The 23,497-nt window shown below is 68.7% G+C and carries 24 protein-coding genes; 7 read left to right on the top strand and 17 right to left on the bottom strand.

The genetic code is table 11. The annotated features are described in order from the left end of the window. The first annotated feature begins 252 nt into the window (after positions 1-252). Positions 253-1,428: an MAB_1171c family putative transporter gene (locus ACZ59A_RS10500; protein ID WP_470956200.1), complete on the top strand. Its 1,176-nt coding sequence runs from the start codon at positions 253-255 to the stop codon at positions 1,426-1,428. Positions 1,429-1,487: 59 nt separating this feature from the next. Here the strand turns inward: ACZ59A_RS10500 and ACZ59A_RS10495 are convergent, their stop codons facing one another. The 10 genes from ACZ59A_RS10495 to ACZ59A_RS10450 form a co-directional block, all read right to left on the bottom strand. Next, positions 1,488-2,717, bottom strand: coding sequence for an acyltransferase family protein (locus tag ACZ59A_RS10495; protein ID WP_470956197.1), 1,230 nt, complete (start codon positions 2,715-2,717; stop codon positions 1,488-1,490). A 174-nt stretch (positions 2,718-2,891) separates the two neighbouring features. Continuing rightward, on the bottom strand, positions 2,892-3,638 hold the full coding sequence (locus tag ACZ59A_RS10490; protein ID WP_470956194.1) for an alpha/beta fold hydrolase: 747 nt from the start codon (positions 3,636-3,638) through the stop codon (positions 2,892-2,894). 194 nt (positions 3,639-3,832) lie between these two features. After that, positions 3,833-5,083, bottom strand: coding sequence for an MFS transporter (locus ACZ59A_RS10485; RefSeq protein WP_470956192.1), 1,251 nt, complete (start codon positions 5,081-5,083; stop codon positions 3,833-3,835). A gap of 11 nt (positions 5,084-5,094) precedes the next feature. Continuing rightward, on the bottom strand, positions 5,095-6,132 hold the full coding sequence (locus ACZ59A_RS10480) for a zinc-dependent alcohol dehydrogenase (RefSeq protein WP_470956189.1): 1,038 nt from the start codon (positions 6,130-6,132) through the stop codon (positions 5,095-5,097). After that, on the bottom strand, positions 6,129-6,935 hold the full coding sequence (locus ACZ59A_RS10475; protein ID WP_470956186.1) for a sugar phosphate isomerase/epimerase family protein: 807 nt from the start codon (positions 6,933-6,935) through the stop codon (positions 6,129-6,131). The genes ACZ59A_RS10480 and ACZ59A_RS10475 overlap by 4 nt, the downstream gene beginning before the upstream one ends. Next, positions 6,932-8,020: an alcohol dehydrogenase catalytic domain-containing protein gene (locus ACZ59A_RS10470; RefSeq protein ID WP_470956183.1), complete on the bottom strand. Its 1,089-nt coding sequence runs from the start codon at positions 8,018-8,020 to the stop codon at positions 6,932-6,934. The genes ACZ59A_RS10475 and ACZ59A_RS10470 overlap by 4 nt, the downstream gene beginning before the upstream one ends. Beyond that, a complete protein-coding gene (locus ACZ59A_RS10465; protein WP_470956180.1) occupies positions 8,017-8,856 on the bottom strand; it encodes an ROK family protein in 840 nt (279 codons plus the stop codon). The genes ACZ59A_RS10470 and ACZ59A_RS10465 overlap by 4 nt, the downstream gene beginning before the upstream one ends. 212 nt (positions 8,857-9,068) lie before the next feature. Next, the gene (locus ACZ59A_RS10460; RefSeq protein WP_470956177.1) at positions 9,069-9,788 is read right to left on the bottom strand and encodes an HAD-IA family hydrolase; all 720 of its coding nucleotides are present in this window, start codon (positions 9,786-9,788) and stop codon (positions 9,069-9,071) included. Continuing rightward, the gene (locus tag ACZ59A_RS10455; protein ID WP_470956174.1) at positions 9,775-10,542 is read right to left on the bottom strand and encodes an SDR family NAD(P)-dependent oxidoreductase; all 768 of its coding nucleotides are present in this window, start codon (positions 10,540-10,542) and stop codon (positions 9,775-9,777) included. The genes ACZ59A_RS10460 and ACZ59A_RS10455 overlap by 14 nt, the downstream gene beginning before the upstream one ends. Then, positions 10,539-11,732 carry a sedoheptulose 7-phosphate cyclase gene (locus tag ACZ59A_RS10450; RefSeq protein WP_470957861.1) on the bottom strand — a complete coding sequence of 398 codons (1,194 nt, stop codon included), beginning with the start codon at positions 11,730-11,732 and terminating at the stop codon, positions 10,539-10,541. The genes ACZ59A_RS10455 and ACZ59A_RS10450 overlap by 4 nt, the downstream gene beginning before the upstream one ends. Positions 11,733-12,002: 270 nt before the next feature. Here ACZ59A_RS10450 and ACZ59A_RS10445 point away from each other — a divergent pair, with 270 nt between their 5' ends. After that, positions 12,003-12,485, top strand: coding sequence for a hypothetical protein (locus ACZ59A_RS10445; RefSeq protein WP_470956171.1), 483 nt, complete (start codon positions 12,003-12,005; stop codon positions 12,483-12,485). A gap of 16 nt (positions 12,486-12,501) precedes the next feature. On the opposite strand, the gene ACZ59A_RS10440 is transcribed toward ACZ59A_RS10445, so the two are convergent. Together ACZ59A_RS10440 and ACZ59A_RS10435 are read right to left on the bottom strand one after the other, a co-directional pair. Then, positions 12,502-13,032: a hypothetical protein gene (locus tag ACZ59A_RS10440; protein WP_470956168.1), complete on the bottom strand. Its 531-nt coding sequence runs from the start codon at positions 13,030-13,032 to the stop codon at positions 12,502-12,504. Positions 13,033-13,206: 174 nt separating this feature from the next. After that, positions 13,207-14,046, bottom strand: a complete 840-nt coding sequence (locus ACZ59A_RS10435) for a TIGR03619 family F420-dependent LLM class oxidoreductase (protein ID WP_470956165.1) — start codon at positions 14,044-14,046, stop codon at positions 13,207-13,209. A 254-nt stretch (positions 14,047-14,300) separates the two neighbouring features. Here ACZ59A_RS10435 and ACZ59A_RS10430 point away from each other — a divergent pair, with 254 nt between their 5' ends. Beyond that, positions 14,301-14,981, top strand: a complete 681-nt coding sequence (locus tag ACZ59A_RS10430) for a GOLPH3/VPS74 family protein (RefSeq protein ID WP_470956162.1) — start codon at positions 14,301-14,303, stop codon at positions 14,979-14,981. A gap of 26 nt (positions 14,982-15,007) precedes the next feature. Here ACZ59A_RS10430 and ACZ59A_RS10425 read toward each other — a convergent pair whose 3' ends face one another. Both ACZ59A_RS10425 and ACZ59A_RS10420 read right to left on the bottom strand, forming a co-directional pair. Next, positions 15,008-16,027, bottom strand: a complete 1,020-nt coding sequence (locus tag ACZ59A_RS10425) for a phosphotransferase family protein (protein ID WP_470956159.1) — start codon at positions 16,025-16,027, stop codon at positions 15,008-15,010. Next, positions 16,020-16,988 carry an LLM class flavin-dependent oxidoreductase gene (locus ACZ59A_RS10420; RefSeq protein ID WP_470956156.1) on the bottom strand — a complete coding sequence of 323 codons (969 nt, stop codon included), beginning with the start codon at positions 16,986-16,988 and terminating at the stop codon, positions 16,020-16,022. The genes ACZ59A_RS10425 and ACZ59A_RS10420 overlap by 8 nt, the downstream gene beginning before the upstream one ends. A 93-nt stretch (positions 16,989-17,081) precedes the next feature. Here ACZ59A_RS10420 and ACZ59A_RS10415 point away from each other — a divergent pair, with 93 nt between their 5' ends. Then, positions 17,082-17,354: a helix-turn-helix transcriptional regulator gene (locus tag ACZ59A_RS10415; protein WP_468056097.1), complete on the top strand. Its 273-nt coding sequence runs from the start codon at positions 17,082-17,084 to the stop codon at positions 17,352-17,354. Further along, positions 17,351-17,818, top strand: a complete 468-nt coding sequence (locus ACZ59A_RS10410; protein ID WP_470956153.1) for a hypothetical protein — start codon at positions 17,351-17,353, stop codon at positions 17,816-17,818. Before ACZ59A_RS10415 ends, ACZ59A_RS10410 begins: the two co-directional genes overlap by 4 nt. Before the next feature lie 128 nt (positions 17,819-17,946). Here ACZ59A_RS10410 and ACZ59A_RS10405 read toward each other — a convergent pair whose 3' ends face one another. Continuing rightward, positions 17,947-18,126, bottom strand: a complete 180-nt coding sequence (locus ACZ59A_RS10405; RefSeq protein WP_468056093.1) for an LxmA leader domain family RiPP — start codon at positions 18,124-18,126, stop codon at positions 17,947-17,949. Positions 18,127-18,318: 192 nt separating this feature from the next. Between ACZ59A_RS10405 and ACZ59A_RS10400 the strand changes: the two genes are divergently transcribed. Together ACZ59A_RS10400 and ACZ59A_RS10395 are read left to right on the top strand one after the other, a co-directional pair. Beyond that, positions 18,319-19,665, top strand: coding sequence for a M16 family metallopeptidase (locus tag ACZ59A_RS10400; protein WP_470956149.1), 1,347 nt, complete (start codon positions 18,319-18,321; stop codon positions 19,663-19,665). Beyond that, positions 19,662-21,014: a M16 family metallopeptidase gene (locus tag ACZ59A_RS10395; protein WP_470956146.1), complete on the top strand. Its 1,353-nt coding sequence runs from the start codon at positions 19,662-19,664 to the stop codon at positions 21,012-21,014. Before ACZ59A_RS10400 ends, ACZ59A_RS10395 begins: the two co-directional genes overlap by 4 nt. A 216-nt stretch (positions 21,015-21,230) precedes the next feature. Here ACZ59A_RS10395 and ACZ59A_RS10390 read toward each other — a convergent pair whose 3' ends face one another. Both ACZ59A_RS10390 and ACZ59A_RS10385 read right to left on the bottom strand, forming a co-directional pair. Next, entirely contained in the window at positions 21,231-22,418 is a 1,188-nt protein-coding gene (locus ACZ59A_RS10390) for an ABC transporter permease (RefSeq protein WP_470956143.1), read from the bottom strand. Continuing rightward, positions 22,415-23,455, bottom strand: coding sequence for an ABC transporter ATP-binding protein (locus ACZ59A_RS10385; RefSeq protein WP_470956140.1), 1,041 nt, complete (start codon positions 23,453-23,455; stop codon positions 22,415-22,417). The genes ACZ59A_RS10390 and ACZ59A_RS10385 overlap by 4 nt, the downstream gene beginning before the upstream one ends. Positions 23,456-23,497: the final 42 nt, after the last annotated feature.

Genomic DNA, 23,497 nt, shown 5'->3' with positions numbered 1-23,497 from the left:
CGGTACCGTCCGTCGCCGGTGAGCCCAGCCTTGGTTACTTGCAGCATTTGCTCAAGCACCATAGGTTGCCGTGGTGAGCGTGAGCTAACGGTTAGGGGGACGTGTGCTCAGCCTTGGGATACGGCGCGCAGGGGATGCTGCTCGGGCTTCTCGCGCGCATCGCTTCACGCGAGACCCCGGCGCCGGAGTCACCGCAATGGAGCGCGAATGGCCTCGCTTGTGCCGTGATCAGGCATTGAGGGGCGGACTGTCGTGTTCGGTGTAAATCTGGTCACGATCATCACATTGCTCTGCGGCGCGGCGTGGATGCTCGGCCTGCTCATTCGACAGCGTTTCCGCGCCCCTCTGCGACTGCACCTATGCCTGTCGCTATTTCTGCTGGGCGCGGGGAACTTACTGGGCCAGCTGTGCAATCGAGCACCGCTGGACGACCTCACCTTCACCGGATTCACTAAACTTGTATACAATTTTGCGATATTGACCGGCCTGTGCCTGATGGTCAGTTTCCTGCGTGAGCGCCCGCTGCAGCGCCGGACGCTGGGCAACAGGTGGGATGTGCTTCTCTGCCTGGGCTGCCTGACAGTGATGACTGCCTTGACTGTCTTACTGCCACCGCACCTGCGCAACCACGACTTTGTACTGCCATATCTAAATGACTGGCGTGTGCGCGATTTCTACATCGTCGGCGATTCCTATTTGGTACTCGGATACGCCGAGTGCGCCGTTCTCGCCGCTCGCCATGGTCGGCACGGCCAGATATTGCGCCGGGCTTCCTTGAGCGCCGTCTCCGTCGGGCTCCTCGGGCTTTCCTTCAGCTGCGCTTTCCGGATCCTGTGGGTCAGCAGCGACACGTTCCGCGAATTCGGTCATCACATCACCTACAAGAACGCCTTCCTCCTCGGTCAGATGGCCAATATCCTGATCTGCGCCGGGTTGAGTCTGCCGTTCTTTGCAAGTGCAGCTCAATTCGTACGCGAGCGCGCCATCCACCGGGCCCGGCTCCGAGGACTGGAAGAGCTGTGGCAACGGCTCGTGGACTTCTATCCGGAGCTGGTCCTGCACCAGCCCCCCAGTCGCCGGTGGCCACCCCTGGACTACGCCTCGGCCGTGTACCGCAGATACGTAGAGTGCCGGGACGGGCTTACCCGGCTCAGCCCCTATCTACAGCGCGTGTCGGAAGGGCACCTGCCGACGTCCGGCGTGCCGATCGGGCCGGATCTCGTCAATCTGGTCGACCGGGCTCTCCGCCTGCGCGGCGAGGCGGATCTCACCGGTGCCGCAGGGCCGGCGCCATCCGTTTTCGTGGCTCCGGGGGGTCACTACGACGCCGACTACGAAAGCGACCTCAGCAGTCTGATCGAGCTCTCTCATGGACTGAGGAAACTGCGGTCCGACACGGTGGACGCATCTCACGTCGTCCACTCCTGAGTGCTGCCCGACGGGGTAACCGCCTGGTAGGGGGGAACTGCTGCCGGACCCTCGACGCATCAGGCCGTGGTAGCGATAGCGGGGGCCTTGGCCCGCTTACGGGACAAGAGGCGTACCAGCGGCTTCTCGACCCAGGCATACATCGCCCAAGAGATCAGGACCGACACCGCGCACTCGGCGATGGTGAATGCGACCGTCGCCCAACCGGACTCCAGGCGAATACCGAAGAGGTTGCGCGCCTCGGAGAGCACGATGAAGTGCAGCAGGTAGAACGCGAAGGAGACTTCGCCCAGCCAGACCATCGCTCGACGCCGGAAGAGCGTCGGACGACTCGACGCGTCCGCCTGCGCTCCGGCCGCGATCATCAAGGCGCACGGCACGAGACACACTGCTCGTTGAGCGAACAGGTATGGCATGCCCGGGAGTTCGGCGATCACATAGCTCGCTGCCAACGACGAGCCCGACCAGATGAGGCCGATATCGCGCCAGCGGCCCAACATGACGGCCCGGGCGACCAGAATGCCGAGCAAGAAGTCGAGTAGCCGGGCGGGCGGGAAGACATAGGCGAACCACAGGTGGAGTCCGGAGATCCCCGGTTCGTTCGACATATACACATCGCCCGCGGGGATAAAGGTGGTTGCCAGCCAAGGCGTAACGCACACCGCCCCGATCACACCCGTGATCCAGAACTTCAGCTGCCGCGGGGCGATCCGCCGAACCCCGGCGAGCAACATCGGAAAGCACAAATAGAAGAAGACTTCAGTGGAGAGCGACCACCCTGGCGAGTTCACGCTGAAGTTGGTGTCGTAGTCCGGCACCCACGATTGGAGCATGAAGAAGGTGACAACCGATCTCCACGGAGCCGTGCCAGCCGCGATCAGCAGCATTGCGAGCGCCCAGGCGACGAGATAGTTCGGAACGATCTTGACGTACCGCCGGCGCCAGAATGACTTCTTCGGGTCCCCTTCACGGGCAGACCAGGTGAGAACGAAGCCACTGAGAACGAAGAAGAAGGTGACGCCCACACCGCCGGCCTGCTCGACCAGACGGGCGAAGAGGGTGGTGTTCGCGTTACCGGCCATGAGCCAGTGGGCAGGCAGTGAGAGATGGAACAGGAAGACCATCAGCGCTGCCGGAAACCGCATCCCGGTGAGGGAGGGCAGCCGGGCAGCCACACCTCCGACACGTGGTGTGCCAGTGGCGTCCGCGGCAGCGCCGACGGACGCGGAGCCGGACGGCGTATCTGATGGTGGTATGAGCTGGATCGGTATGCTCTGTTGCGCGGTCATGAGCAGGCTTCATCCCTCTCACTCGACGGGCTCGACGGAAGAGGTCGAGCATGATGGGGTCGGACCGGCCTGGGCGCACAAGCCGCACCGAGCCAGCAGGAAGCGGTGGACGACGGGGCGGACGGGCGACCGGCTGGAAGACAGCCGTCCGCCCCGAGACCTACGTCGGCGGATTCAGTCCAAGAAGTTCCGGATGGCGGCCACCAGCTCGTCCGGCGCCTCAGCCGGAACCAGGTGGCCGCTCTCGATCTCCAGGTAGGCGCTGCCAGGGATACCCTCATGCAGTTCCCGCGAGTGTTCGACAGGCACGAGTTGGTCGTGGCGGCAGCCAACGACCAGCGTGGGGACATCGATGCGCGGCAGAAGGTGCCGGATGTCGGCCTCGAGGCCGAGCTCGATTTGCCGCAGCGTGCCCTCATTGACCGCCGCGCCGCCCACGGCCTCGTCGAACGCCTCCGCGTCCAGGTTCGCCAGGAAGCCCGGGGTAAAGAGCAGCAGACTGATGTAGTGCGAATACAGCTCCGGGCTGACATCGGCCAACCGGCGCCAGAGGTTGAATCCCAGACGCTTACGCAGGTCGTCGTTGCGCGCCCATCCGGCCACCAACACCAGTCGGCGAACCCGCTCGGGGCGCCGGGCCGCGGCCATCACGGCGATGAGTGCGCCGAGTGAGAACCCCACGACGTCGACGGGCTCATCAGTCGCTTCGTCGGCGGCGCCGAGCACTTGGTCAGCGAGCTGCTCCAGCGCCAGTGGCTGGCCATCATCGACGGTGTCGCCGCTGCCTGCGTAGTCGGGCAGGATCACGGTGTGCTGGTCGGTGAACTCCTTCAGCAGGTGACCGTAGTTGACGTCACCGGTCGCACCCGTGCCGTGCACCAAGAGCAGACCGGGACCCTGACCCTCGATGTAGTAGTGCACGGTCGCACTGTCGACGGATGTATGGGGCATCTCACTGCCTTTCATGAATGGAGCGATCGGGCCGGCCAGCCCTGGGCACGGGATACGGGCGGTGCAACACCGCAGGTGCACCAACAGGCCAACCGCCATAGAAGTAGATGGCTCTCATAAAAGCATAGATGCCACTATATAAGCAAGCAGACTTTAAAGGAGCGTCAGAGCTGCTGACACAGCTCGACGCGCTGCTCGTCCGGCTCCTCCTCGGCCGCGGGCACCGGGCGTCGCACCAGGGCGGCTAGCAACACCACCGCCACGAGCGAGGTCGAGGTGGCCGGTAGCCACAGCGGCGAGTGGGCGAGCAGGGCGGCCCCCAGTGCTGAGCCGCCCGCGATCCCGATCTGGAAGCCAGTGACGTAGATCGAGGAGGCGCGGTCAGCGTCCTTACCAGCCAGGCGCATCACGCCCGTCTGGAAGACGGGTCCTGCCGCGGCGAACGCACAGCCCCACAGGGCGACTGCGACTCCGGCAACAGTGCTGCGCGCCGCGGAACCGCCCAAAGCCGGTGCGAGCGCCAGCAGTCCGATTCCCGCGGCGAACACCACGATGGTCACCACCACAGCCCGCTGCGGAGTCGTGTCGTTGTACCGGCCTACTTGCCAGGTCCCCACAGCGCCGGCGAGCCCGAAGACCGCCAGCAGCACCACCACCGCGCCAGGGAAGCCGGTGATGTCGGTGACGAGAACGGCAAAGTATGTGTAGCTCAGGAAGTGCGCGGTGATGAGTACCACCGCTACGGCACACAAGAACAGCACTCGCGGCCAGTCCGCCCCCCGCTGCGCGGCTTCGGCCACGGTCGGCCTCTCAGGTTCTCCAGCCGCCGCCCGCGGAGCGCGAGTGCGCAGATCCAGGGCCCATACCAGTCCGAGGGTTACAGCCACGGTGACGGCCGCGAGAACCAGGGCCGTGGCGCGCCAGCCGATCAGCTCGCCGATGAGTGTCGTTCCCGGACTGCCCACGATCGCGGCCAGCGTGGATCCGCCGAACACCGCCGCGGTGGCGGTGCCCACACGCTCCCGCGGTACCAGCGTTGACGCGGCCGGTGCGATCAGCGACCAGAGCACTCCGTGCGTCAGGGCCGCGGCGACCCGGCTGACCACCATCATCGGGAAACTTGTCGCTGCCGCGGCGAGCACCTCGGCAGCGACCAGGACAAGCAGAGAGATCACCAGGGCCGTGCCGCGGGAGACGCGCGAGGCCAACGCCACCGTCGGCATGGTGACTACAGCGGCGACAACGGCGTACCCGCTGATCAGAAGACCCACTCTGCCGGCCGAGACGTCGAGGCTGTGGGCGATGTCCTGAATGAGCCCGACCGGGAAGACTTCGAAGGTGACGTAGACGAACGTGGCGCTCGCCAAGATGGCCAGCCGGGCGGCAGCCTGTGCATCGATTCGTTCGCGTGCCATTGCCGTGCTCCTCATGCCGGGTCGGAGGTGGCGAGCGCCGGGGCGATACGGACGAGGACCTTGGGGCGGTTCCTGTTTCCCTCAGCGAGGTGGACGAAGGCGGCGTCCAGCTCGTCCAGTGGGAAGACCCGGTCGACGAGGGCGTCAAGATTCACCGCGCCCGACTCGACAAGGTCGACGAGCCGGCCCCAGTAGCCAATGCCGGACAGCACACCGTGCAGCGTCACGTCCCGGATCACCAGAGCCGCCGCGTCGAAGCCATCCACGGCGTGGTGAGGAGTGCCCAGTTGGGCAATGCGCCCGCCCGCTGCGACCAGGCAGACAGCAGAGCGTACGGCCGCCTCGCTGCCGGAGGCCTCGATCACGGCGTCGTACGCTTCCTCATCGGCCGCGACAGGGGCGGCCTGGACGCGCAGACCTAGCTCGGCGGCCAGCTTCCGAGCGCTGGGGTTCGGGTCGAGAACTACGACGTCAGCGCCCAGCGCACGGACGGTCTGCGCCGCCGCAAGTCCGAGCGTGCCGGCGCCCAGCACCGCGACGCGGTCGGACGCTGTCACTGTGAGCCGATCCACGGCGTGCACCGCGGCAGCGGTCGGCTCCAACAGTGCACCAGCTACGTCGGAGAGCGCGTCGGGAATGTGGGTGAGGGTATCCGCCGGTGCGGTGATCAACTGCGCGCCCGCACCCGGTTGAGGGCCCAGCACTCCGATCTCGCTGCGGTTCGGGCAAGAGCGGATGCGTCCAGCACGGCAGTGCACGCACCGACCGCAGACGCGGAAGTTGTGGCCCGACACCCGTCGGCCGAGCATCTCCGAGCCGACTCCGGGCCCGGTCTCGACGACGGTGCCGACCCATTCGTGGCCGAGGACGAAGGGGTAGCTCTTCAGGCCGTCCCGCAGATAGTTGCTGCTGCCGTCGAAGAAGCCAAGGTCGGTACCGCACAGACCGAGCAGGTCCACTCGGACAAGGACTTCGCCAGGGCCCGGTTCGGGCGGAGCGATATCGGTTACTGACAATGTACGGGGGGCGGTGAGTTGGATGGCTTTCACGGTGCGTCCTTGAGGTGGCAGGTTTCGGCCGCGTGGCGGCAGAGCGCGATGTCCTCGCGCAGACGGTCCGGGCGCTCCCGGTAGTCGTTCTCCACGAGTACTGAGCGGGCACGGGACGCCCGCAGCAGGGTTGGGAGACCATCGGCGGAGGGTGCCGTCGTTCCGGCACCGTCCTTGACGTGCACGTCTGGCAGCAGAAGCCCGGCCCTCCCGACTACCTCGGCAAAGGCGAGTGGCTGCAGACCCGCGTCGAGCAGATTGCCAGTGTCCAGGACCAGGCGGAGTGCCGGATGGTCCACCGCATGAGCCAGCGCGAGGGAGTCATGCGGGCCGAGCGGCGACTCGTAAGCGACCAGCAGGTCCACCCCCTCCAGGTGCGCGCACACGCTGCGCAGCACCTCGACCGTTCCGGCACACATGTCCGCGGTGGTTGGCAGGCTCCTCCGGAATCCGGGCACATGGAGCACGGCGACTCCAAGCCGCCGGGCACACTCCAGGGCCCGCATCAGGAGATCCATGGCTGCCGGGTTCGGGGTGCCCTGCCCGAGCGCCAGGCCGATGTCGTTGAGGTGATTGACGGTAAGCACAGGCACCGGGATTTCCCCGGTGACCGCCTCGGCAGCCCGCAGCACGACGGGGTCGCTCAGCGGCGGACCGCGGTGGGCTCCGCCGTAGTCCAAGTGCAGCTGATCGGCGCCCGCCGCGAGAGCGGCGCGAGCCGCGGCCCGGCAGTCAGTGTCTATCCGCCACTGCGGCGCCGCGACTGCGGATGCGGGCGTGGCCGTGCTGATGACTGTGGTCATGGCCGGCTCCCGATGCGGATCGCAGCCTTGAGCACCCGGCGTCCGTCGACGCTACGCATGGACGAAGTCAGCACGGTGTTGATGAGGTCAGCCGCCTCTTCCAGCCCGACCCGGTGAGTCAACACACGCTTGCCGATGTCCGGATCGGTGTGCAGAAGGTCGATCGCCTCCCTCAAATGCCCTTCGGAGACGCCGCGGTGACCGCAGAGCAGGAGTCTGCCGTGCGAGCGCGTGAACTCCTCTATCCGCGGGGGCCAGGGACCACCTCCGCAGTTGGCCGCGCGGATCGTGGCGACGTCGATGTCGCCGGCGGTCAACCGGATCGGCCCGGAGGGCACACCGGCGTGGACATCGACCAAGAGCGTGCCTGGTACATGCCGGTCCAAGGACGTCAATGCCTCCCGCGTACCGGTGCGCGGTGTGGCGATCACGGCTACGACCGGCGAAGGCAGACCGACGAGCAGCCGAGGAAGCTCCGCCGCGTGCGGGTCAATAGCGTCAGGGCCGTGCCCCACCAGAACGGAGTGCAGCCCGGGCAGTTCAGCGTGCCAAAGGTCACGGGCAAGACGCCCCACGATGCCGTCGCCCCACACGACCAAGGCCGCCGGTCGCAGCGTGTGGCGCGCGATCCGCAGGCCGTACAGTGCCGATGCGAGTGGTTCTGCGAGCGCGGCCACCCGTGGCCGCCCAGCATCGGCCGGCACCGGGATGACCAAGCCGGCCTGAACGGCTGTGGCAGGGATGCGGATGCGTTCCGCCCACAGTCCGGGGAGGTTGTGGCCAAGCAAAAAGGACGGGTCATGCGGGTGCGTCGGGTTCACGGTGACCGCGGTGCCGACAGGCAGGCCGGACTTCCCGGGCTCGACCACGGTCGCGACCCCCTCGTGCCCGAGGACGGGGCTGGGGTCGTCGCGCATGCCGCCCAAGATCTGCCAATCGGTGCCGCAGATGCCCGCCACCGCCGGCGCGAGCAGGGCGTCGCCCGGATCGAGCCTTGGCGTGGGCACCTCGGCCACCTTGACCAGTGTGCGGCCGGAGCTGTCGGCCCTCCGACGTACCAGGGCACGGTGGGTCGTGGCGCTCATCGGGTGATCCTCGGAAGCCAGTCGCCCACGCGCTGCGCCCCGCGCAGCGCATCCACCTGCCCCGGCACGCAGAACACGAGCCGGTCGTCGAGCCAGGCGTCGTCGCGCCCCCGGTCGGCATAGGAGGTGGCGGCGGCGAGCTGGCCGCGCACCTCGGCCGCGTAGTGGCTACCGAGCCCCTCGGCCACTCCGCCGCCGATCCCGATCAGGTCGAGGTGCGGGTCAACGCACCACAGGGTGCGCAGCAGCTGTGCGATGGGAGCGACGCACAGTTCCAGCAGGCGCCGTGCACCTGGCTCGCCCGTGGCGAGTGCGTCGGGAAGCCAGCTGGCAACCTGCGGAGCCCCGGAGAGCCTGAGCCGCTCAGCCGTACGGTTGAGGCCCGGTCCGGAGGCGACAGAAGCAAGGTGGTCCGTTGCTCCGCACTCGCAGGGCAAGCCTGCGAGTACGTCGGCCCCGGGATTGGTAAGTGTGACCGGCAGATGGCCGACCTCACCCTGCAGCCCCCGGTCATCGACCGGGATTCTGGCCTGTTCCAGGTCCGCGATGCGCAACGCGATGCCGCTGCTGACAGTCAGATAGGCAACCCGCCGTGTACCGGGCCGGGCATGCATGGTGGCGAAGTCCAGCAGTGCCGCGGTGACGTCATTGACGAGGCACCAGTTGACATCGGGCCTCCGCCGTCGCAGGTCGGCACCCAGGTCGTAAGGGGCAGACTCGTCCCCCCAGAGCGGAGCCGATCCGTAGACGGTGCCGGTCAGGTGATCGATGGCCGCGCCGAAGGAAAGCGAGGCGCAAGCGCCGGCCGGGGCCCGGTCGCACAGCAACTCGACCATGTCCTCACGTAGCCGAGCGGTGGAGCGGTCCGGGTACCGGAGACGGCTGGGTGAGGGCAACCGTTCCACCGGCTCGTCCTGCGTACCCGTGCGCATCCGTACCCAAGTACCGCCGATATCCGCCGTGAAGAGCGCCCCAGAGGCGCCCCGGAGCGCTTCCGGAGCGCCCTGAGGGGCTTCCGGAGTGTCCTGAAGAGGGGTCACAGAACGCGTCACAACCGAGTCACCAGCCCTGCGGAGACCGGCTCAGGCACCTCCAAGGTCACACCGGACCGACCCGGCCGGGACTCAGCGACCCGGAATCCGCGGAAGTCGATCCAGCGGGAAGCCACGTCGTCGTACGCGTCGGAGTCGCCGATCACTACGGTGCGTCCGCAGCCGGCGAGTCCGGCCTGCACTCCGGCGCTGGAGTCCTCGAAAACGACGGAGTCCTCAGGAGAGCAACCGAGCGCGCTGGCTGCCCGCAGATAGCCCTCGGGATCCGGCTTGCCATTTATCACGTCATCCGCACTCACCAGAGTCCCGGGCAGCGGAAGTCCTGCCGCAGCCATCCGCACCTCTGCCAGCCGTCGGCTGGCAGAGGTGACCACAGCCCAGGTGTACCCAGGCAGCGCGGTGAGCAGCGCCAGAGCGCCGGGGACCTCCGTGATACCGGTGGTCTCCGACTCCTCGTACGCGACGAGACGCCGGGTTTCCTCCGCCGCCAGGCGGGGATCGGGAAGGAAATGGCGCACGGTCTCCCGGGTGGGACGCCCATGGGCGAAGGCCAGTACCTCCCCGAGATCGATCTGGTGCCGTTCGCAGAAGCCGGCCCAGGTGGACTCGACGAGTGCGGTCGAGTCCACGAGGGTGCCGTCCATGTCGAACAGCAGTGATTTCGCGTGCAGTTGAGGCAAGAGTCGCTCCAGGGAAAGGCAGCTACGCGCGGGCACTCGTGAGCGGACGCGACTGGGATACAGGCAGGCCCTCCGTGACGGACGACCATGTGGTGTCCTCGTGCACGACGAGCGTGTCACCGCCGTACGGGCCGCCCCGTGTACGGGCGAGCTCCACAGCCAGAGGCGCGAAGGCAGCCGGTGCCATGTAACCGCTCCAGTCGAAGTCCGCCGGCCGCCGTGCGCGAATGCCGGGGGTGTCGACCATGCCTGCCGGCAGCGTCTGCACGAACGTCACATCGGACGGATCAATCTCCTGCGAGACCGACCGGATCAGCGAGTCGGCAGCGGCCTTGGTGGCCGCGTAGCCGGAACGGTGCGGGCCTGCGTTGTAGACGACCTCGGAGGAAACGTGCAGGAACAGTCCGGGGTCTGCCGCGCGCAATACCGGCAGCGCGGCCCGCAGGACCCACGACAGGCCGTGAACGTTGACGGAAAACTGGTCGAGCCAGTCGGACTCGCTCGTCTGCGTGAACGACTCGCGCCGGGAGGTGAAGTAGACGGCCGAGTAACACACCAGGTCGATTTGTGCCGGCATGCCGGCGTCCAGAGCATCTTTGGCCTGCTCGGCGTCGCGGAGGTCGAGCTGGTGCCAAACCAGCTGGTCGCTGCCAGGCCCGGTCGGGCTGCTTCGGCTGAAGACATGGGTCTCGATCCCATACGCGGCCCAGGCATCGGCGACAGCCCGCCCGATCCCGGTCGATCCACCGATCACGACGGCGGTGGCCGGCTTGCGGTCCGACGCGCTCATGCGCTCACCAGCGACTCGGCCGAGTTGGCGCGCGGCAGCTCTTGGGCGCAGCTGCGCAGCAGCCACGCCGCCTTGCGCAGCTCCGATGGGGCAACATCGTTGACGAAGCGGTGCCGCCCGATGCCGAGAGGCAGCGGCAGCCGCTGCAGACCGTCACGGTGGCGCACGGTGTCCCGCAACGCGTGCTCGAGCAGGGATGTGTCGTCCAGCGCGTCGTTCCACAGCGGGAGACCGAGCGCCTGGATCACAGCGAAGACTCGGTCGGCCTGCTCCTCGCTGACGTCGCCGCGCAGGGTCGCCAGTGCAGTCGTGAGGGCCATGTCGATCACGACGGCCTCGCCGTGCAACAGCTCGGGCAGGGCGTGCATCTCGATAGTCGGGCTGAAGGTGTGCCCATAGTCCACACAGCGCTCCAGGGACGACTCCCACAGGTTGGGCTGCAGTTCCTCCAGCATGAGATGGATGGACTCGGCGATGACCCTGTCAGCGGCGTCGGCAAGATCGCCGGTCGTGCCCTGGAAGCGGTCAGCGCGCACGGCAGAGCCATGCGTCTCCAGGAGGGTGAACAGTTCCTCGGACCGGATGAGGGCCATCTTCAGGATCTCGGCCAGGCCGTTGCTGATGTGCCGCAGATCCAGGCTGCGCAAGAACGACCGATCGAGGAACGTGGCCGTGGCGGGCGCGTACGTGCCCAGACGATTTTTGCCACTGGCGTAGTTGACTCCGGTCTTGACCCCGACACCAGCGTCGACCAGGCCAATCAGCGTTGTGGGTATGCGGATGTACGGCGTCCCGCGCCGGTAGATGCTTGCCGCGAACCCCACGATGTCGGTGAGCACGCCACCGCCGACGGCAAGGACCGGCTCGCGGCGACGGTCGATCCCGAAGTCGTTCATCGCGTCGACGACCTGGGACACGGCGTCCCAATGCTTCACAGCCTCATCGGCACGTAGCGAGAGCACCGTGATCTCGACGCCGTGGAAGGTGAAGAACTCACGGATCTGTGCACCAAAGAGCGCGTCCACATTCTTGTCGATGACAAGGAGTCGTCGCTCCCCGGCTCGCAGTGGAGCATCCGGGCAACCGGTCAGCAGCGTGAGGTTGTCCTGCGAGAAGAGATGGTCGGAGCTGATGACGTGGTAGCGGGCCTGGCGAACGGCCTCGACCGTCCAGGCCGGACCGTCGTCCATGGCCAAACGGAGACCCTGGGTGAACTGAGTACCGCTGTGCATATCCCCCTCCGAGTGTAGGCGCCATGATAGTGGACACGATGGAGTCTCTATCGGCGTCGTGTTCACTATAACAGCACCGCCGCCCGTGAGGTGTCACTGGTGTTAAGCTCGTGTTGACGGAGGCGGTGCTGCCCCCTTGCGAGATGGGCAGCGCCCTGTCATGCGGTGCCGCTCCACGTCTGAGCGCCACCGCCACTGAGTCACTGGACCCCAGGGAAGGTCGATCGCATGGCCACGCTGGCAGAACGCCTGAACGCCTGGTTCGCTGATGCCGCTACCCCTGACACCGTGGGCCGCCTGCGCGAACCGACAACCTCCGAAGTCGCCAAGGCCATCTCGCAGGATCCGAGCCACGACGTCACGCTCTCCCGCAGTTATCTGACGTCGCTGCGCAACGGGTCACAGGCCAATCCGACGATCAGCGTGCTCTCGGCGATCGTTCGTTACTTCCAGTCCCGAGAGATGACACTGCCAGTGTCAGTGAGCGCCCTCACCTCCGAAGCGGATCCGCCGAACGCCGCCGGAGAAGAGAAGGACGAGTGGGCCGAGATGCTTTCCGACCGACAGGTGCGCTCGATCGCGCTGCGCGCCGGCCAGCTCACCCCGGACCTGCGCGAGCAACTCTTGTCGATCATGGACGTGTTGGACGATCCGAGGACCTCCGCGAAGTCACGCAACGACGATGACACCTCAGACCGTGGGAAGAGCTGACGCTCAGCCGCGGCTGTCACATCGGTTCGTCCTCGAAGACCAGGCTGCCGAAGACTGAGGGGCGCCACGGATCGTCGAGTCCGTAGCGCTGAGCCTGCCGCTGCACCGACAACGCCTGCTGCATGAGCGTGGACGCGACGATCTCCGCGTCCCGCTCATCACGGTCGGAGTAACAGCTACGCAGCTGCGGCAGCGCGGGCCGCTCTCCAGCCAAGTCGTAGGCGATGATGTGGCCGACTTCATGCAGGATGATGTGCTCCTGGTGGGCCTTGGTCGTATTTGCCTGGTAGACGATGACGTCTTCATCCTGGCGCGAGAGCAGGATTCCGAACGGGCCGTCGGCCGACAGCTGCCACTCCAACAGCTTGATCGGCGTGCCGCGTTGCTCGGCCAGCAACTCACACAGCGTGGTAACGCTGAGCGGCAGTGGAGGTGCGAGCTCGCGCATCAACCAGCGGCCGTACGACCTCAACTCGGCGTCTCGCCGTCTGTCGTTCCTCACGGCCGAGGAACGTCTCACGCCGCGACGGAACGGCATGCTGAACATCTACCCCCCCTCGTCGAACCGGATCAGCTCACGGCTCACGATGCAACGCTGAGCTGTGACCGATCAACTATAGATCCATGCCTCAAGCTGCCTCTGGGGCACAAGAAGCTGGGGCTCCCTGGCTTGGTTCACGCTCGCCCGATGCGCTCCACCTCGACCGGGGCCAGGGCGGCGTTACCGGACCAGGTAGGGGCGTGCCTGCGGATGTGTCGCGAGGGTCCGCATACGCTCTGCCGCGGTGTTTACATCTGGGCCGAACCAGACAGTCAACCGTTCCGCACCTGTTGCCGCCCAGGTGTCGAGTTCGGCCGCGGTGGTGCCTGCCGCCTCTGCTGCGGTGCCTCGCGCAATCGAGATGCGGGCGTCGGTGGCGACGGGGCGGTCGGCAAGCGACCGCAGGTAGGTGGCTCGTTCGACGAAGTCCTCGGGGCCGATGCCATGGGACTGCCACCGGTCGCCGTGCCGGGCGGCACGGCGTAGGGCAGCGTCGCTCACGCCGCCGACCATTATGGGCACCGGGCGGTGGGGCACGGGGGTGAAGTAGCCGTCCGGGTGGCCGTAGCGGGGGTCGTCGAAGGCGGCGCCACCGGTGGTGTGCAGATGACGGATCAGACGCAAGGCGCTGTCGGTGCGAGCACCGCGGCTGGTGAAGTCGGCTCCGGTGGCGTCGAATTCGAAGCGCTCCCAGCCGACGCCGACGCCGAGGACAAAGCGGTCGCCGCTCAGGCGGGCAAGCGTCGCGGCCTGCTTGGCCACCACGTACGGGTTGCGCAGCGGCAGGACGAGCACGGAAAGAGCCAGCTCGATGTGTTCAGTGACTGCGGCGAGATAGCTGAGGGTCACGAAAGCGTCGAACGAGCCGCCATAGCCCTCTTCCGGTGGCCGGGGAGTGAAGAGGTGGTCGGGCAGTGTGAGACCACCGTAGCCGAGTTCCTCGGCCAGTTGAGCAAGGTCTGTCAGCTCACGAGGGTCGGCGTCCGGGCGCTCAGCGGGCAGGGTTGCGTGCAGTTCCATATCAATGACTCTAGGTTGCCAACAGCGGCCGGTACGCCTCGGGCTCTCGGCCAGCAGTGCGGCGTCCCGGAGGAAGCCCGGCGCCTGGCCCCAGGGCCACCGTTCCACCGGATTGGAGGCGTGCTGAAGCAGGTACGGCGACTGCGAGTTGACCGGTATGGAGTGGCGCACGGCACGTGACGGAGAATCGCGGTACGGAACTCCTCTTCAACGACGACCGGCCCCACCCGAACGCCTGAGGAATGGACACAGCGATGGAACCGCCCACGGAAACCCCCACCACACTGGGCGAGCAGCTTCTGCTCCTCTCGCTGGACGACGAGTCCGGCACCGCGAAGGAGTCGGCGAAGGTGGCTCCGGCGATCGCCGCGGCCTCGCTGGTGGAGCTCGCCCTGGCCGACCGGATCGACGTCACCGACGACAAGGTCACCGTCGTCGACGCGACGCCGCCGGGTGAGCCCGCCCTCGATGCCGCGCTCGCCGCCATCACAGGCAAGGACGATCCGGCCAGGACCAAGTACTGGATCGACCACTTGAAGACGGACGCGGTGGCCCGGGCGAACGCGGGGCTGATCGAGAAGGGGTTGGTCCGGGAGGAGAAGAAGAAGGTGCTCGGCCTCTTCCCGGTGCGCCGCTATCCGGAGGCGGACGGTTCGGTGGAGGCGGCGGTACGGCAGCGCCTCGACGCGGTCGTCCTTCAGGGCGCGACGCCGGACGTCCGTACGGCGAGCCTGGTGGCCGTGTTGCACGGGGCGAAGCTGCACCGGCTGGCCTTCCCGGACGGCGACGCGCGCCGGGTCGCGGCGGCCATGGAGTCGATCGCTGACGGCCAGTGGGCCGCGGCGGCGGTTCGCCATGTCGTGAAGGCCGCGGAGGACGCGCTGACGGCGATCATCGTGGTGACGGCGACGACGACGGCCATCGCGGGCAGCTGACGGCAGGACAGGGACCGCGGGGGACCTCATCGAGGTGATGGGGTCCTCGTGGGCGTGGCCCACTGAAGGGTGGGAGCGCCGTCCTCGGTGAGCGTTTCAGCGAGCAGGTCGCAGTAGTGGCGCAGGTCCTCGTGCCAGCCGACGAACGAGGCGAAGTCCCGCATGTGGACGGCCAGTCGCAGGGTGGCCGCGCGCTCGGTGCCGGGCGGGACGGCGGCGGTGCCGTCGCCGCCGGTGTAACCGGAGAGCAGGGCGTGGGCCGCGGTCGCGTAGTCGACCGGCGGGCCCTGTCCGGCGGCGCCGAGGCCGCGCGCGGCGGCGGCGCGCAGTTCGTGCAATTCGCCGAGGAGCCAGCCGAGATCGAGGGCGGGATCGCCCCCGGTGACCTCCTCTCCGGTGAGCAGGGCGGGGTGACCACCGGCAGCGGAGGGGACCAGCCAGCCGGTGCTGGGCGCACCGTGCAGCAGAACGGCGCCTGCGCCGCCGGGTGGTTCGTTCGCGGCCTGGGACCAGTCCGTCAGCCGCGCCCACAGCGAGGGGCCGAGCCGGGTGCGGGCCAGCGCGCGCAGCCGCGTCGCGTCAGGAGTGTTCTCCTCGCCGGAGACCCAGGCGAGAAGCCGTCGCATGCCGTGGTGCGGTGGCCGCTGGGCCAGCTCCCACGGCTCCCGGTGCAGCCGCCGCAGCGTCCTGCCCACGTCCGACAGGGCGCTGACGGAGAGCCGGAAGGCGGTGTCGTCGCCGGAGGGCAGCAGCCGGGCCACCGAGACGGCGCCCGGCACGCGGTACAGCACACCCGGCGCCGCCGGGTCCACGGCCCACTCCCCCAGGGCGAGCCGGGCACCGCCGACGGCGGTGTCGACGGCGGTGTTGACGGCGGTGTCCACGCGGCGCAGTGCCGCGCCGACCGCCGCCGGGGGCAGGCGCTGCGGACGGGTGTGGGCCGGACCGGGGGCGCGCAGCCAGCTGAACCCGGCGTCCCCGTGGTAGCGCACGGTGATCCGCAGATAGCGGGTGCCGTACTCGCGTACGGTGACGGGCTCAGCCACCGTGCCGCCGCCGGACAGCCTCGATGATCTCCCGGGCATCCTGGAACGCTGCCTCCCGGCCCTCGGTGAAGAGCACCCCGGCGCAGTTGAGAATCACCTCGTCCACCCCGGCGTCCCGGTATTCGTCGAGCCGGGCGGCGATGTGGTCCGCCGAGCCGAACACGTACGTACCGCTGTCCACCAGGGAGACGGCACCGGCCCTCGGGTCGGACGATTCGGCGGCCACACCGGCCCGGCGCAGCATGTCCGTGTAGTGGTCGGCCGAGAGGTGCCCGGCGGCGGCGGTGTGGGCGAGCGTGTACGGGTCCCGGCCGCCGCGCTCCACCGCGACATGGACGACGGTCGCGACGCGGCAGCGGGCGTCCCGGTCCTTGGCCCCTTCCTCCAGTGCGGGCAGCAGGGTCTCGGCGATGTATCCGGGCGGGGTCATCCAGGTGATGGCGACATCGGCGACGCCACCGGCGGTACGCGCCATGTTGGGGCGCAGCACGCCCACGCCGACCTCCACGGCCGGGTGCTCCATGGGGATCAGCCGCCCGCGCAGCGCGTGGTAGTCACCCGCGTGGTCGACCACCTCCCCGTCGAGCAGGGAACGGACGGTGCGCAGGTAGTCCGCGGCCATCGTGCGCGGGCTGGGATAGGGGCTTCCGTTGAGGCTGCGTACGAACGCGGGTGCGCCGACGCCGTATCCGGCCACCACTGGCTGGCCGGTCATCAGGGCGAGTGAGCGCGCCTGGAGGGCGGCCTCGTACGGATGGCGCAGCGGCATCAGGGTCACGCTGGTGCCGATGGGGACGCGTACTCCCGCACCGGCGAGATGGGCGAACGCCTGGTGGGTCTCCACCTTGAGCGACTGCCCCGTCCACAGGCGGCGGGCCCCGGTGTCGCGTACCAGCTCGGCGTGGGGCCGCAGGGCGTCCGGGGTGTCCGGCATGTTCGGCACGAGCACGCTCGGGAGCATCTAGCACACCTTCCCTTGTCTCTGGTGCGGTGACCCCTACCAGAGCCGTTGCTTTTCCTTGACGAACTGTTGTGTTTCCACTACATTCCTTGCATGAGCCCAGTGAGCCATCGCGAGGGAATGCCGATCTACAACCAGCTGAGAGTGCTCCGTGCGGAGCGCGGCCTCAGCCGGGTCGCGCTGGCCAAGTCGGTGGAGGTGCACCCGCAGACCATCGGTGCCATCGAACGGGGCGACTACTTCCCGAGCCTCGATCTGGCGTTCCGGTTCAGCGACGTGTTCGAGCTTCCGATCGAAGCGATCTTCAGTCGCAAGCCCTTCGTCCCGCTGTCCGCCCAGCTGTACAACAAGGAGGAACGCTCGTGAGTCAGCACGGTTCCGACGGGACGACGGGCCTGGTCCGCAGCCCCGCGTCCCCCGTGGCGCTCTCGCTCTCCGCGCTGAGCGCGGTCATGCTGGTGCTGTCGCTCATCTCCGAGGGCAACGCGTTCTCCGACTCGTGGTGGCTCGTGGCCTTCGCCGTCTGGCTACTGGTGTGGGGCGTACTGCGCTCGATGACCCGGGGCGTGGCCGAACGGCCGCTGAAGGGACTGGACGAACGCGAACGCGGGCTGCGCGACCGGGTCTCCTTCATCGGATACCAGTGCGCGGTCGGCGCCGGTATGGCCGTGGTCCTGCTCATGGTCGTCTTCCAGAACGAGCCCGAGATGATCGAGCGCATGCCCGCACTACTGACGACGCTGATGCTGACTTCATCGGCGCTGCCCTCCATCATCCTGGGGTTCTCCGGTGCGGGCGTCGAGGACGCCGAGGCGGATCACGACGAGTGAGCCGAGAGGCGCAGAACGACGAGCGAGCCGAGAGGCGGAGACCGGTGACCCGGCTCTCGTGCGACAGGGCGGGTGCCCACCGATTGCGGCGGTGGGCACCCGCCCTGCTGCTCAGCGGGTCACGCGGTTCAGCAGGAGTGGTCGAAGGTGTTGTCGACCGACACAGCCGAGACGGCGGACGCGGCGGAGATACAGGCCTGCGACGAGGTGGTGATGGTGATGGTGGCGCCCGGGGCCTCCGTCGCCGGAACGATCTCGTCGGCGTCGGCGTAGGCGGAGTAGCCACTGATGAGGGACTGGGTGTTCATAATGACTCCCGGTGATATGGAATTGATGGGTGACCGGATCGGCGATTTCAGCAATCGCGTTCACCGGCCGCGACAGAACGATTCCCTGACCGGCGCCGTGCTGGCAATGGGGTTGGCCGCATGCGGACACTGGCCGCTATCGGTCAACGTTCCCCGTTGAGCGGGTACTTGACTCGTTCTATACTCGCCGGGATGATCGGAAATCAGCTGCGCCGCCTGGTATTGGACAATGGTCTGCGGGTGTTGATGGCACCGAATCCCGTGGGCGCCTCCATCGGCGTCGCGGTGCACTACGGCGTCGGTTTCCGGACCGAACCCAGGGGACATACGGGCCTCGCACATCTCTTCGAGCACCTTGTGTTCCAAGGCGGCCGCCGTGCCGCGCCCGAGGGGTACCTGCCCCAGGTGCAGCGCGCAGGCGGATTCGGCGACGCCAGGACCCGCCAGGATGTGACGGTTTACTACGCCGCCGCCCCTGCCTCCGCATTGGAAATGCTGCTCGCGCTCGAAGTGGACCGAATGCGCTCGCCTCGCATTTCCGCGCAAAGCCTGCGCACGCAGACCGCGGTGATCGACGAGGAGATCCGCCTCATGGTGCGCAATCGCCCGTACGGCGCTTTCCCCTGGGTGCTTCCGCGCGCCCTGCACAGTCGTGCCGAGAACACCAGGGACGGGTACGGCGAAACCGTCGACCTGGAATCATTCGACATTCCGCTGTGCGAGAGGTTTTTCGCCGACCACTACGGACCCGGAAATGCTGTGGTGACGCTGACCGGCGCGTTCGACCCGGGGACGGCGGAGCGTCTCGTACGCAGGCACTTCGGGACCCTGGCGGCGCGTCCGCCGGTGGTCGCGCCCGACGCGCACGAGCCGCTGCCGCACGAGGAGCGGCGGCGATCAGTCGCCGACCCGCACGCCGGGGCGCCCGCGGTGGCGGTGGGCTACCGGATGCCGGACCCCGTCACCGAGCGCACCGACTATCTCGCGCACCTCGTCCTGGCCGCGCTGCTCGGACAGGGCAGACAAGCCCTGCTGCGCCGAGGGCTGCAGAGAGGGCGGCCCCCAGGGCCGCGCCGAGGGACGACAGCCGACGCGGAGGTGTCGAGCCTCTCGGTGGGCTGCGGTCTGTTCGGGCTGCCGCTGGACACGGCGGGACCCGATCTGCTGACGCTGTTCGCCGTGCACGAGCACGAGCACGGCGCCGAGGACGTCCTGTCCGCACTGGACGGCACCCTGGAGGCGCTGGCGAGGGACGAGGTCGACCCCGGCCTGCTGCGTGCCACGACCGCCCGCTGGGCCGCCGGGGCCCTGCGCGGGCTGGGCGACCCTGGCACCCGGGCACAGCTGCTCGGGCTGCGCGAGATCCTGTTCGGCGAGGCCGAGCTGACGCAGGCGCTGCCCGAGCTGATAGGGACCGGGGTGACCGGTGAGCAGGTGAGCCGGGCCGCCGCCCGGCTCATGTCCTCGCACCGGGCGGTGGTGCGCTTCGTACCGGGAGAAGCCGCGCCGCGGGGCGCCGCACGAGAGCAGGCGGCATGACCGGAGACGACACGGACACAAGCGGCGCGGGCACGAGCCTCGCGCCCGGACGGCTGCCGCTGCCCGATGTCGACCTCACCCTCGGCAACGGACTGCGGGTGGTGGTCTGTTCGGCCCCCGTCGTCCCCCTCGTCGAGATCCGGCTGACCGTCCCGTACGCCGCCGCGGGCCCCGGCGAGGTGGCGGCGTGCCAGCTGCTGGCCGGGGTCCTGCCGCACGGCACCGCACACCGGGACGCGGACGGCTACGACGCGGCGCTCGCCGCGCACGGCGCCACCCTGGACTCCGCGGCGGATGCCCGCAAGCTCACCGTCACCGGGCACACCATGGCCGACGCCCTGCCGCCCGTACTCGCCCTGCTGGCCGAGTCCGTCCGCGAGCCGCGGCTGACGGAGGACGTCGTCATCCCCGGGCGCGAACGGCTGGCACGCCGTATCCGGCTGGCCACCCGCCAGCCCGCGGCCCTCGCCCAGCACGCGCTGCTGCGACGGCGGTACGGCAAGGAGCGCGCAGCCCGCTGGCAGCCGACGCCCGAACTGGTCGCCGCCTGCACACCGGACGGCCTGGCGGAGCTGCACGCGCGACACCTGGGAGCCAGCGGCGCGGTGCTCGTGCTGGTCGGAGACCTGAGGCCGGAGGAAGCCGTCGCCGCGGTGACGGAGACGTTCGGGTCGTGGAAGGCGTTCGGGTCGTGGGAGGCGGGGCCGGACGGTGACCTGCCCGAGGTGCCGCCGTGGTTCGCGGGCGGACCGCTGCTCCGGGTGGACCGGCCCGGGTCCGTCCAGAGCGTGATCCGGCTGGCCGCCCCCGCGCTGCCCCGAACGGATCCGGGCTACCCGGCCCTGCACCTGGCCCAGTTGGTCTTCGGCGGATCCTTCGCCTCCCGGCTGGTCACGCGGCTGCGCGAGGAGGAGGGGTACGCCTATCAGCTCGGTTCGGGCATGGAGTCGGTACCGGGGGCCTCGACGCTGATGGTCGAGGCCGACACCGCCGCCGAGCACACCGTGCCCGCCCTCGCGGTGATCAAGGAAGAGCTGGAGCGCATGGCTGCCGAGCCGCCGTCGGTGCGGGAGACCGATGCCGCCAGGAGCTACGCGGCCGGGTCCACCGCGACAGCGATGTCGTCACCGGGCGCCCTGGCATCCGGTCTGGCGAACCTGCTGTACATCGGGGTCGGTTCCGACTGGCTGCACAACTGGGGGCCGCTGCTGGAAGGCGTGCCGTACGACGCGGTCGGCGAAGCGGCCCGCCGGTTCTTCCGGCCCGCCGATTTCACGGGTGTGATCGTCGCCGACGAGGCGTCGGTGGCACCCCTGCGCCGGGGCGCCACCGACGAACTCGACTTCTGACGGCTTTCAGGGCTCTGACCGGCTTCGGGCAGGTCAGTTCCGGCTCTTCTTGATCCCCGCGACAACCGCGACGAGTACTGCGATACCGACGGCGATCCAGAGGGCGGTGCTCATGAGGTGCTCCTAAGGTGTCAGGTAGGGACATACACAGGTAGGGACATACATCGGGTAGGGACAACACAGGTAGGGGACATAGAAGGGACGGCGGTGGCCCGCCTAGCGCAGCCGCAGCGCCTCGGCGAGCGGCACGCGGGAGCCGCTGCGCAGCACGCTGTTGGCGTACATCCGTCCGGCGATACGCGTCATCCCGGCCAGGGCGGCGACCGCCAGCACCAGGGAGAGCGCGATCTGCCAGACCGGGGCGATGCCGAGCAGCATGCGGGCAGGCATCAGGATCGGGCTGAGCGGTGGTACGAGCGACAGCCACTCGATCACCGGGTCGTGTGCGTTCTTGCTCAACAGGGCGATGCCCAGCACGAACGGCGTGGTGATGAGCAGCATCACCGGTTGCACCACCCCCTGGAGGTCCTCCTGCCGTGAGACGCGCGCGGCCGCCGCGGCCAGCATGGCGGCGAAGAGGAAGAAGCCGAGCAGGAACCAGACGCCCAGCGTCACCAGCGTCCCGCCCACGGCGGTCGGCAGGGTGAGGGCGTCGGTGCCCTGGGCGAGCGCCACCACGGCTCCGCCGAGCAGCACGAGCTGGGTCAGCCCGGCCACGGCCACGCCGATCAGCTTCCCGGCGAGAAGCTGCCAGGGGCGGATGGTGGACAGGAGCAGTTCCACCACGCGGCTGGTCTTCTCCTCCACCACGCCCTGGGCCAGCATGATCCCGTAGAAGACGAAGAAGAAGTACAGCAGCCCGGTGGAGGAGAGGATCAGCGCGAACTGCTCGGCCGCGCTGGTCTCCGACGGATCCAGTGCGTCGACCTTCACGGTGGACGATGCCACGCGCTCCCTGAATTCCACGGGGTCCACACCCGAGCGCTCCAGTTCGGCGGTGGTGCGCTCTTCGGTGGCCACGGCGCGCACCACGGCGAGCAGGTTCTCGTCCGCCTCACGTTCCACGGCCAGCGTGAGCTGCCCGTCGGTGCGGCCGATCACGGCGGAGAGCTCCCCGTCGCGCAGGAGCCGGTCATGACGGTCGCCGTCGGCGGTGACGAACTCGAAGTCGCCCGCCCCCTCGGCCACCGCGGCGAGCACCGGGCGCAGCGCCGAGGCGTCCCGCTCGACGCCGACCTTGGCCGGCCCGTCCTCGGAGAGGAGGATGATCAGGGCGTAGACGCCGAGTCCGAGCAACAGCCCCAGGGTGCTCAGTACGAAGGACTTCGTCCGCATCCTGCTGTTGATCTCCCGCCGGGCGACCAGGCCGACGGCGCGGCGGGCCGACAGGGTGCCGGGGCTCATCGCTCGCCGCCCTCGGTCCGGCTGTCCGCTGTCCCTCCGGCGCCCGCCGACGCACCCGCGTCCGCCAGCTCTCCGGCGTCCGCCGATCCTCCGTCGTCCTCCCCGGTGTCCTCCCCGGTGTCCTCCCCGGGCGCGTCCGTTCTGGTGATCAGGTCGCGGTACAGCTCGGTCAGCGACGGGTGTTCGGATACGAAGGCGGAGACCGGGCCGGTGGCCAGCGCCGCGTGGAGCACCCGCTGGTCGTCCGCGCCCTTCGCCAGACGGAGCCGGGTACGGGTGCCCTCGCGGCCCACGACCTCCACGCCCGCCAGCCCCGCGGCCCAGTCCTCCCCCGCCTTCGGGGCGTCGACCAGCAGTCGGCGATCGGCGTCCTCGCTCAGCTCCTCGACCGTCCCGCAGGCGATGAGCCGCCCGCCACCGACGATGCCGACCCGGTCGCAGACGCGCTCGACGAGCGACAGCTGATGGCTGGAGAACATGACGGGCACCCCGTCGGCGGCCCGTTCGGCGAGCACGTCGCGCATGACGTCGACCGCCACCGGGTCGAGACCGGAGAAGGGTTCGTCGAGCACCAGCGCTTTCGGTCCGTGGACCAGGGCCGCGGCCAGCTGGACCCGCTGCTGGTTGCCGAGGCTGAGGTTCTGGACCTCCTCGGAGGCGTAGGAGGAGAGCTCCAGCCGCTCGATCCACCGGCCCGCCGCCGTCCGCGCGGCGGCCGGGGACAGGCCGTGCAACTCGCCCAGATACCGCAGCTGTTCGCCGACCTTCATCCGCGGATAGAGACCGCGCTCCTCGGGCATGTAGCCGAACTGCCTGCGGGCGGCGAAGTCGACCGGACGGCCGAGCCACCGGACCTCTCCCGCGTCGGGGGTGAGGACCCCGAGGATGATCCGCATCGTGGTGGTCTTGCCCGCTCCGTTGCTTCCCACGAAGCCGAACAGCTCACCGGCGCGGATGTCGAAGGTCATGCCGTCGACGGCATGACGCCTGCCGTAGCTCTTCCGTACGCCGTCGACCTCCAGCGCCGACACGGCCATGCCGCGCACCTCCCCATGTGATGCGTTAACTAACTGAAGTAT

The organism is Streptomyces sp. NPDC040405, from assembly GCF_055595765.1.
The sequence above is the reverse complement of the archived record's forward strand: the minus strand, read 5'-3'. Positions and strand labels throughout refer to the sequence as shown.

What these genes read in the sequence shown, in the direction of transcription:
- ACZ59A_RS10475 (WP_470956186.1), bottom strand. Translation starts at nt 6,935, where the DNA reads ATGACCACAGTCATCAGCACGGCCACGCCCGCATCCGCAGTCGCGGCG.
- ACZ59A_RS10395 (WP_470956146.1), top strand. Translation starts at nt 19,662, where the DNA reads ATGACCGGAGACGACACGGACACAAGCGGCGCGGGCACGAGCCTCGCG.
- ACZ59A_RS10450 (WP_470957861.1), bottom strand. Translation starts at nt 11,732, where the DNA reads ATGGACGACGGTCCGGCCTGGACGGTCGAGGCCGTTCGCCAGGCCCGC.
- ACZ59A_RS10435 (WP_470956165.1), bottom strand. Translation starts at nt 14,046, where the DNA reads ATGGAACTGCACGCAACCCTGCCCGCTGAGCGCCCGGACGCCGACCCT.
- ACZ59A_RS10445 (WP_470956171.1), top strand. Translation starts at nt 12,003, where the DNA reads ATGGCCACGCTGGCAGAACGCCTGAACGCCTGGTTCGCTGATGCCGCT.
- ACZ59A_RS10465 (WP_470956180.1), bottom strand. Translation starts at nt 8,856, where the DNA reads ATGGTCGAGTTGCTGTGCGACCGGGCCCCGGCCGGCGCTTGCGCCTCG.
- ACZ59A_RS10440 (WP_470956168.1), bottom strand. Translation starts at nt 13,032, where the DNA reads ATGTTCAGCATGCCGTTCCGTCGCGGCGTGAGACGTTCCTCGGCCGTG.
- ACZ59A_RS10405 (WP_468056093.1), bottom strand. Translation starts at nt 18,126, where the DNA reads ATGAACACCCAGTCCCTCATCAGTGGCTACTCCGCCTACGCCGACGCC.
- ACZ59A_RS10385 (WP_470956140.1), bottom strand. Translation starts at nt 23,455, where the DNA reads ATGGCCGTGTCGGCGCTGGAGGTCGACGGCGTACGGAAGAGCTACGGC.
- ACZ59A_RS10470 (WP_470956183.1), bottom strand. Translation starts at nt 8,020, where the DNA reads ATGAGCGCCACGACCCACCGTGCCCTGGTACGTCGGAGGGCCGACAGC.
- ACZ59A_RS10430 (WP_470956162.1), top strand. Translation starts at nt 14,301, where the DNA reads ATGGAACCGCCCACGGAAACCCCCACCACACTGGGCGAGCAGCTTCTG.
- ACZ59A_RS10400 (WP_470956149.1), top strand. Translation starts at nt 18,319, where the DNA reads ATGATCGGAAATCAGCTGCGCCGCCTGGTATTGGACAATGGTCTGCGG.
- ACZ59A_RS10485 (WP_470956192.1), bottom strand. Translation starts at nt 5,083, where the DNA reads ATGGCACGCGAACGAATCGATGCACAGGCTGCCGCCCGGCTGGCCATC.
- ACZ59A_RS10420 (WP_470956156.1), bottom strand. Translation starts at nt 16,988, where the DNA reads ATGCTCCCGAGCGTGCTCGTGCCGAACATGCCGGACACCCCGGACGCC.
- ACZ59A_RS10390 (WP_470956143.1), bottom strand. Translation starts at nt 22,418, where the DNA reads ATGAGCCCCGGCACCCTGTCGGCCCGCCGCGCCGTCGGCCTGGTCGCC.
- ACZ59A_RS10415 (WP_468056097.1), top strand. Translation starts at nt 17,082, where the DNA reads ATGAGCCCAGTGAGCCATCGCGAGGGAATGCCGATCTACAACCAGCTG.
- ACZ59A_RS10455 (WP_470956174.1), bottom strand. Translation starts at nt 10,542, where the DNA reads ATGAGCGCGTCGGACCGCAAGCCGGCCACCGCCGTCGTGATCGGTGGA.
- ACZ59A_RS10495 (WP_470956197.1), bottom strand. Translation starts at nt 2,717, where the DNA reads ATGACCGCGCAACAGAGCATACCGATCCAGCTCATACCACCATCAGAT.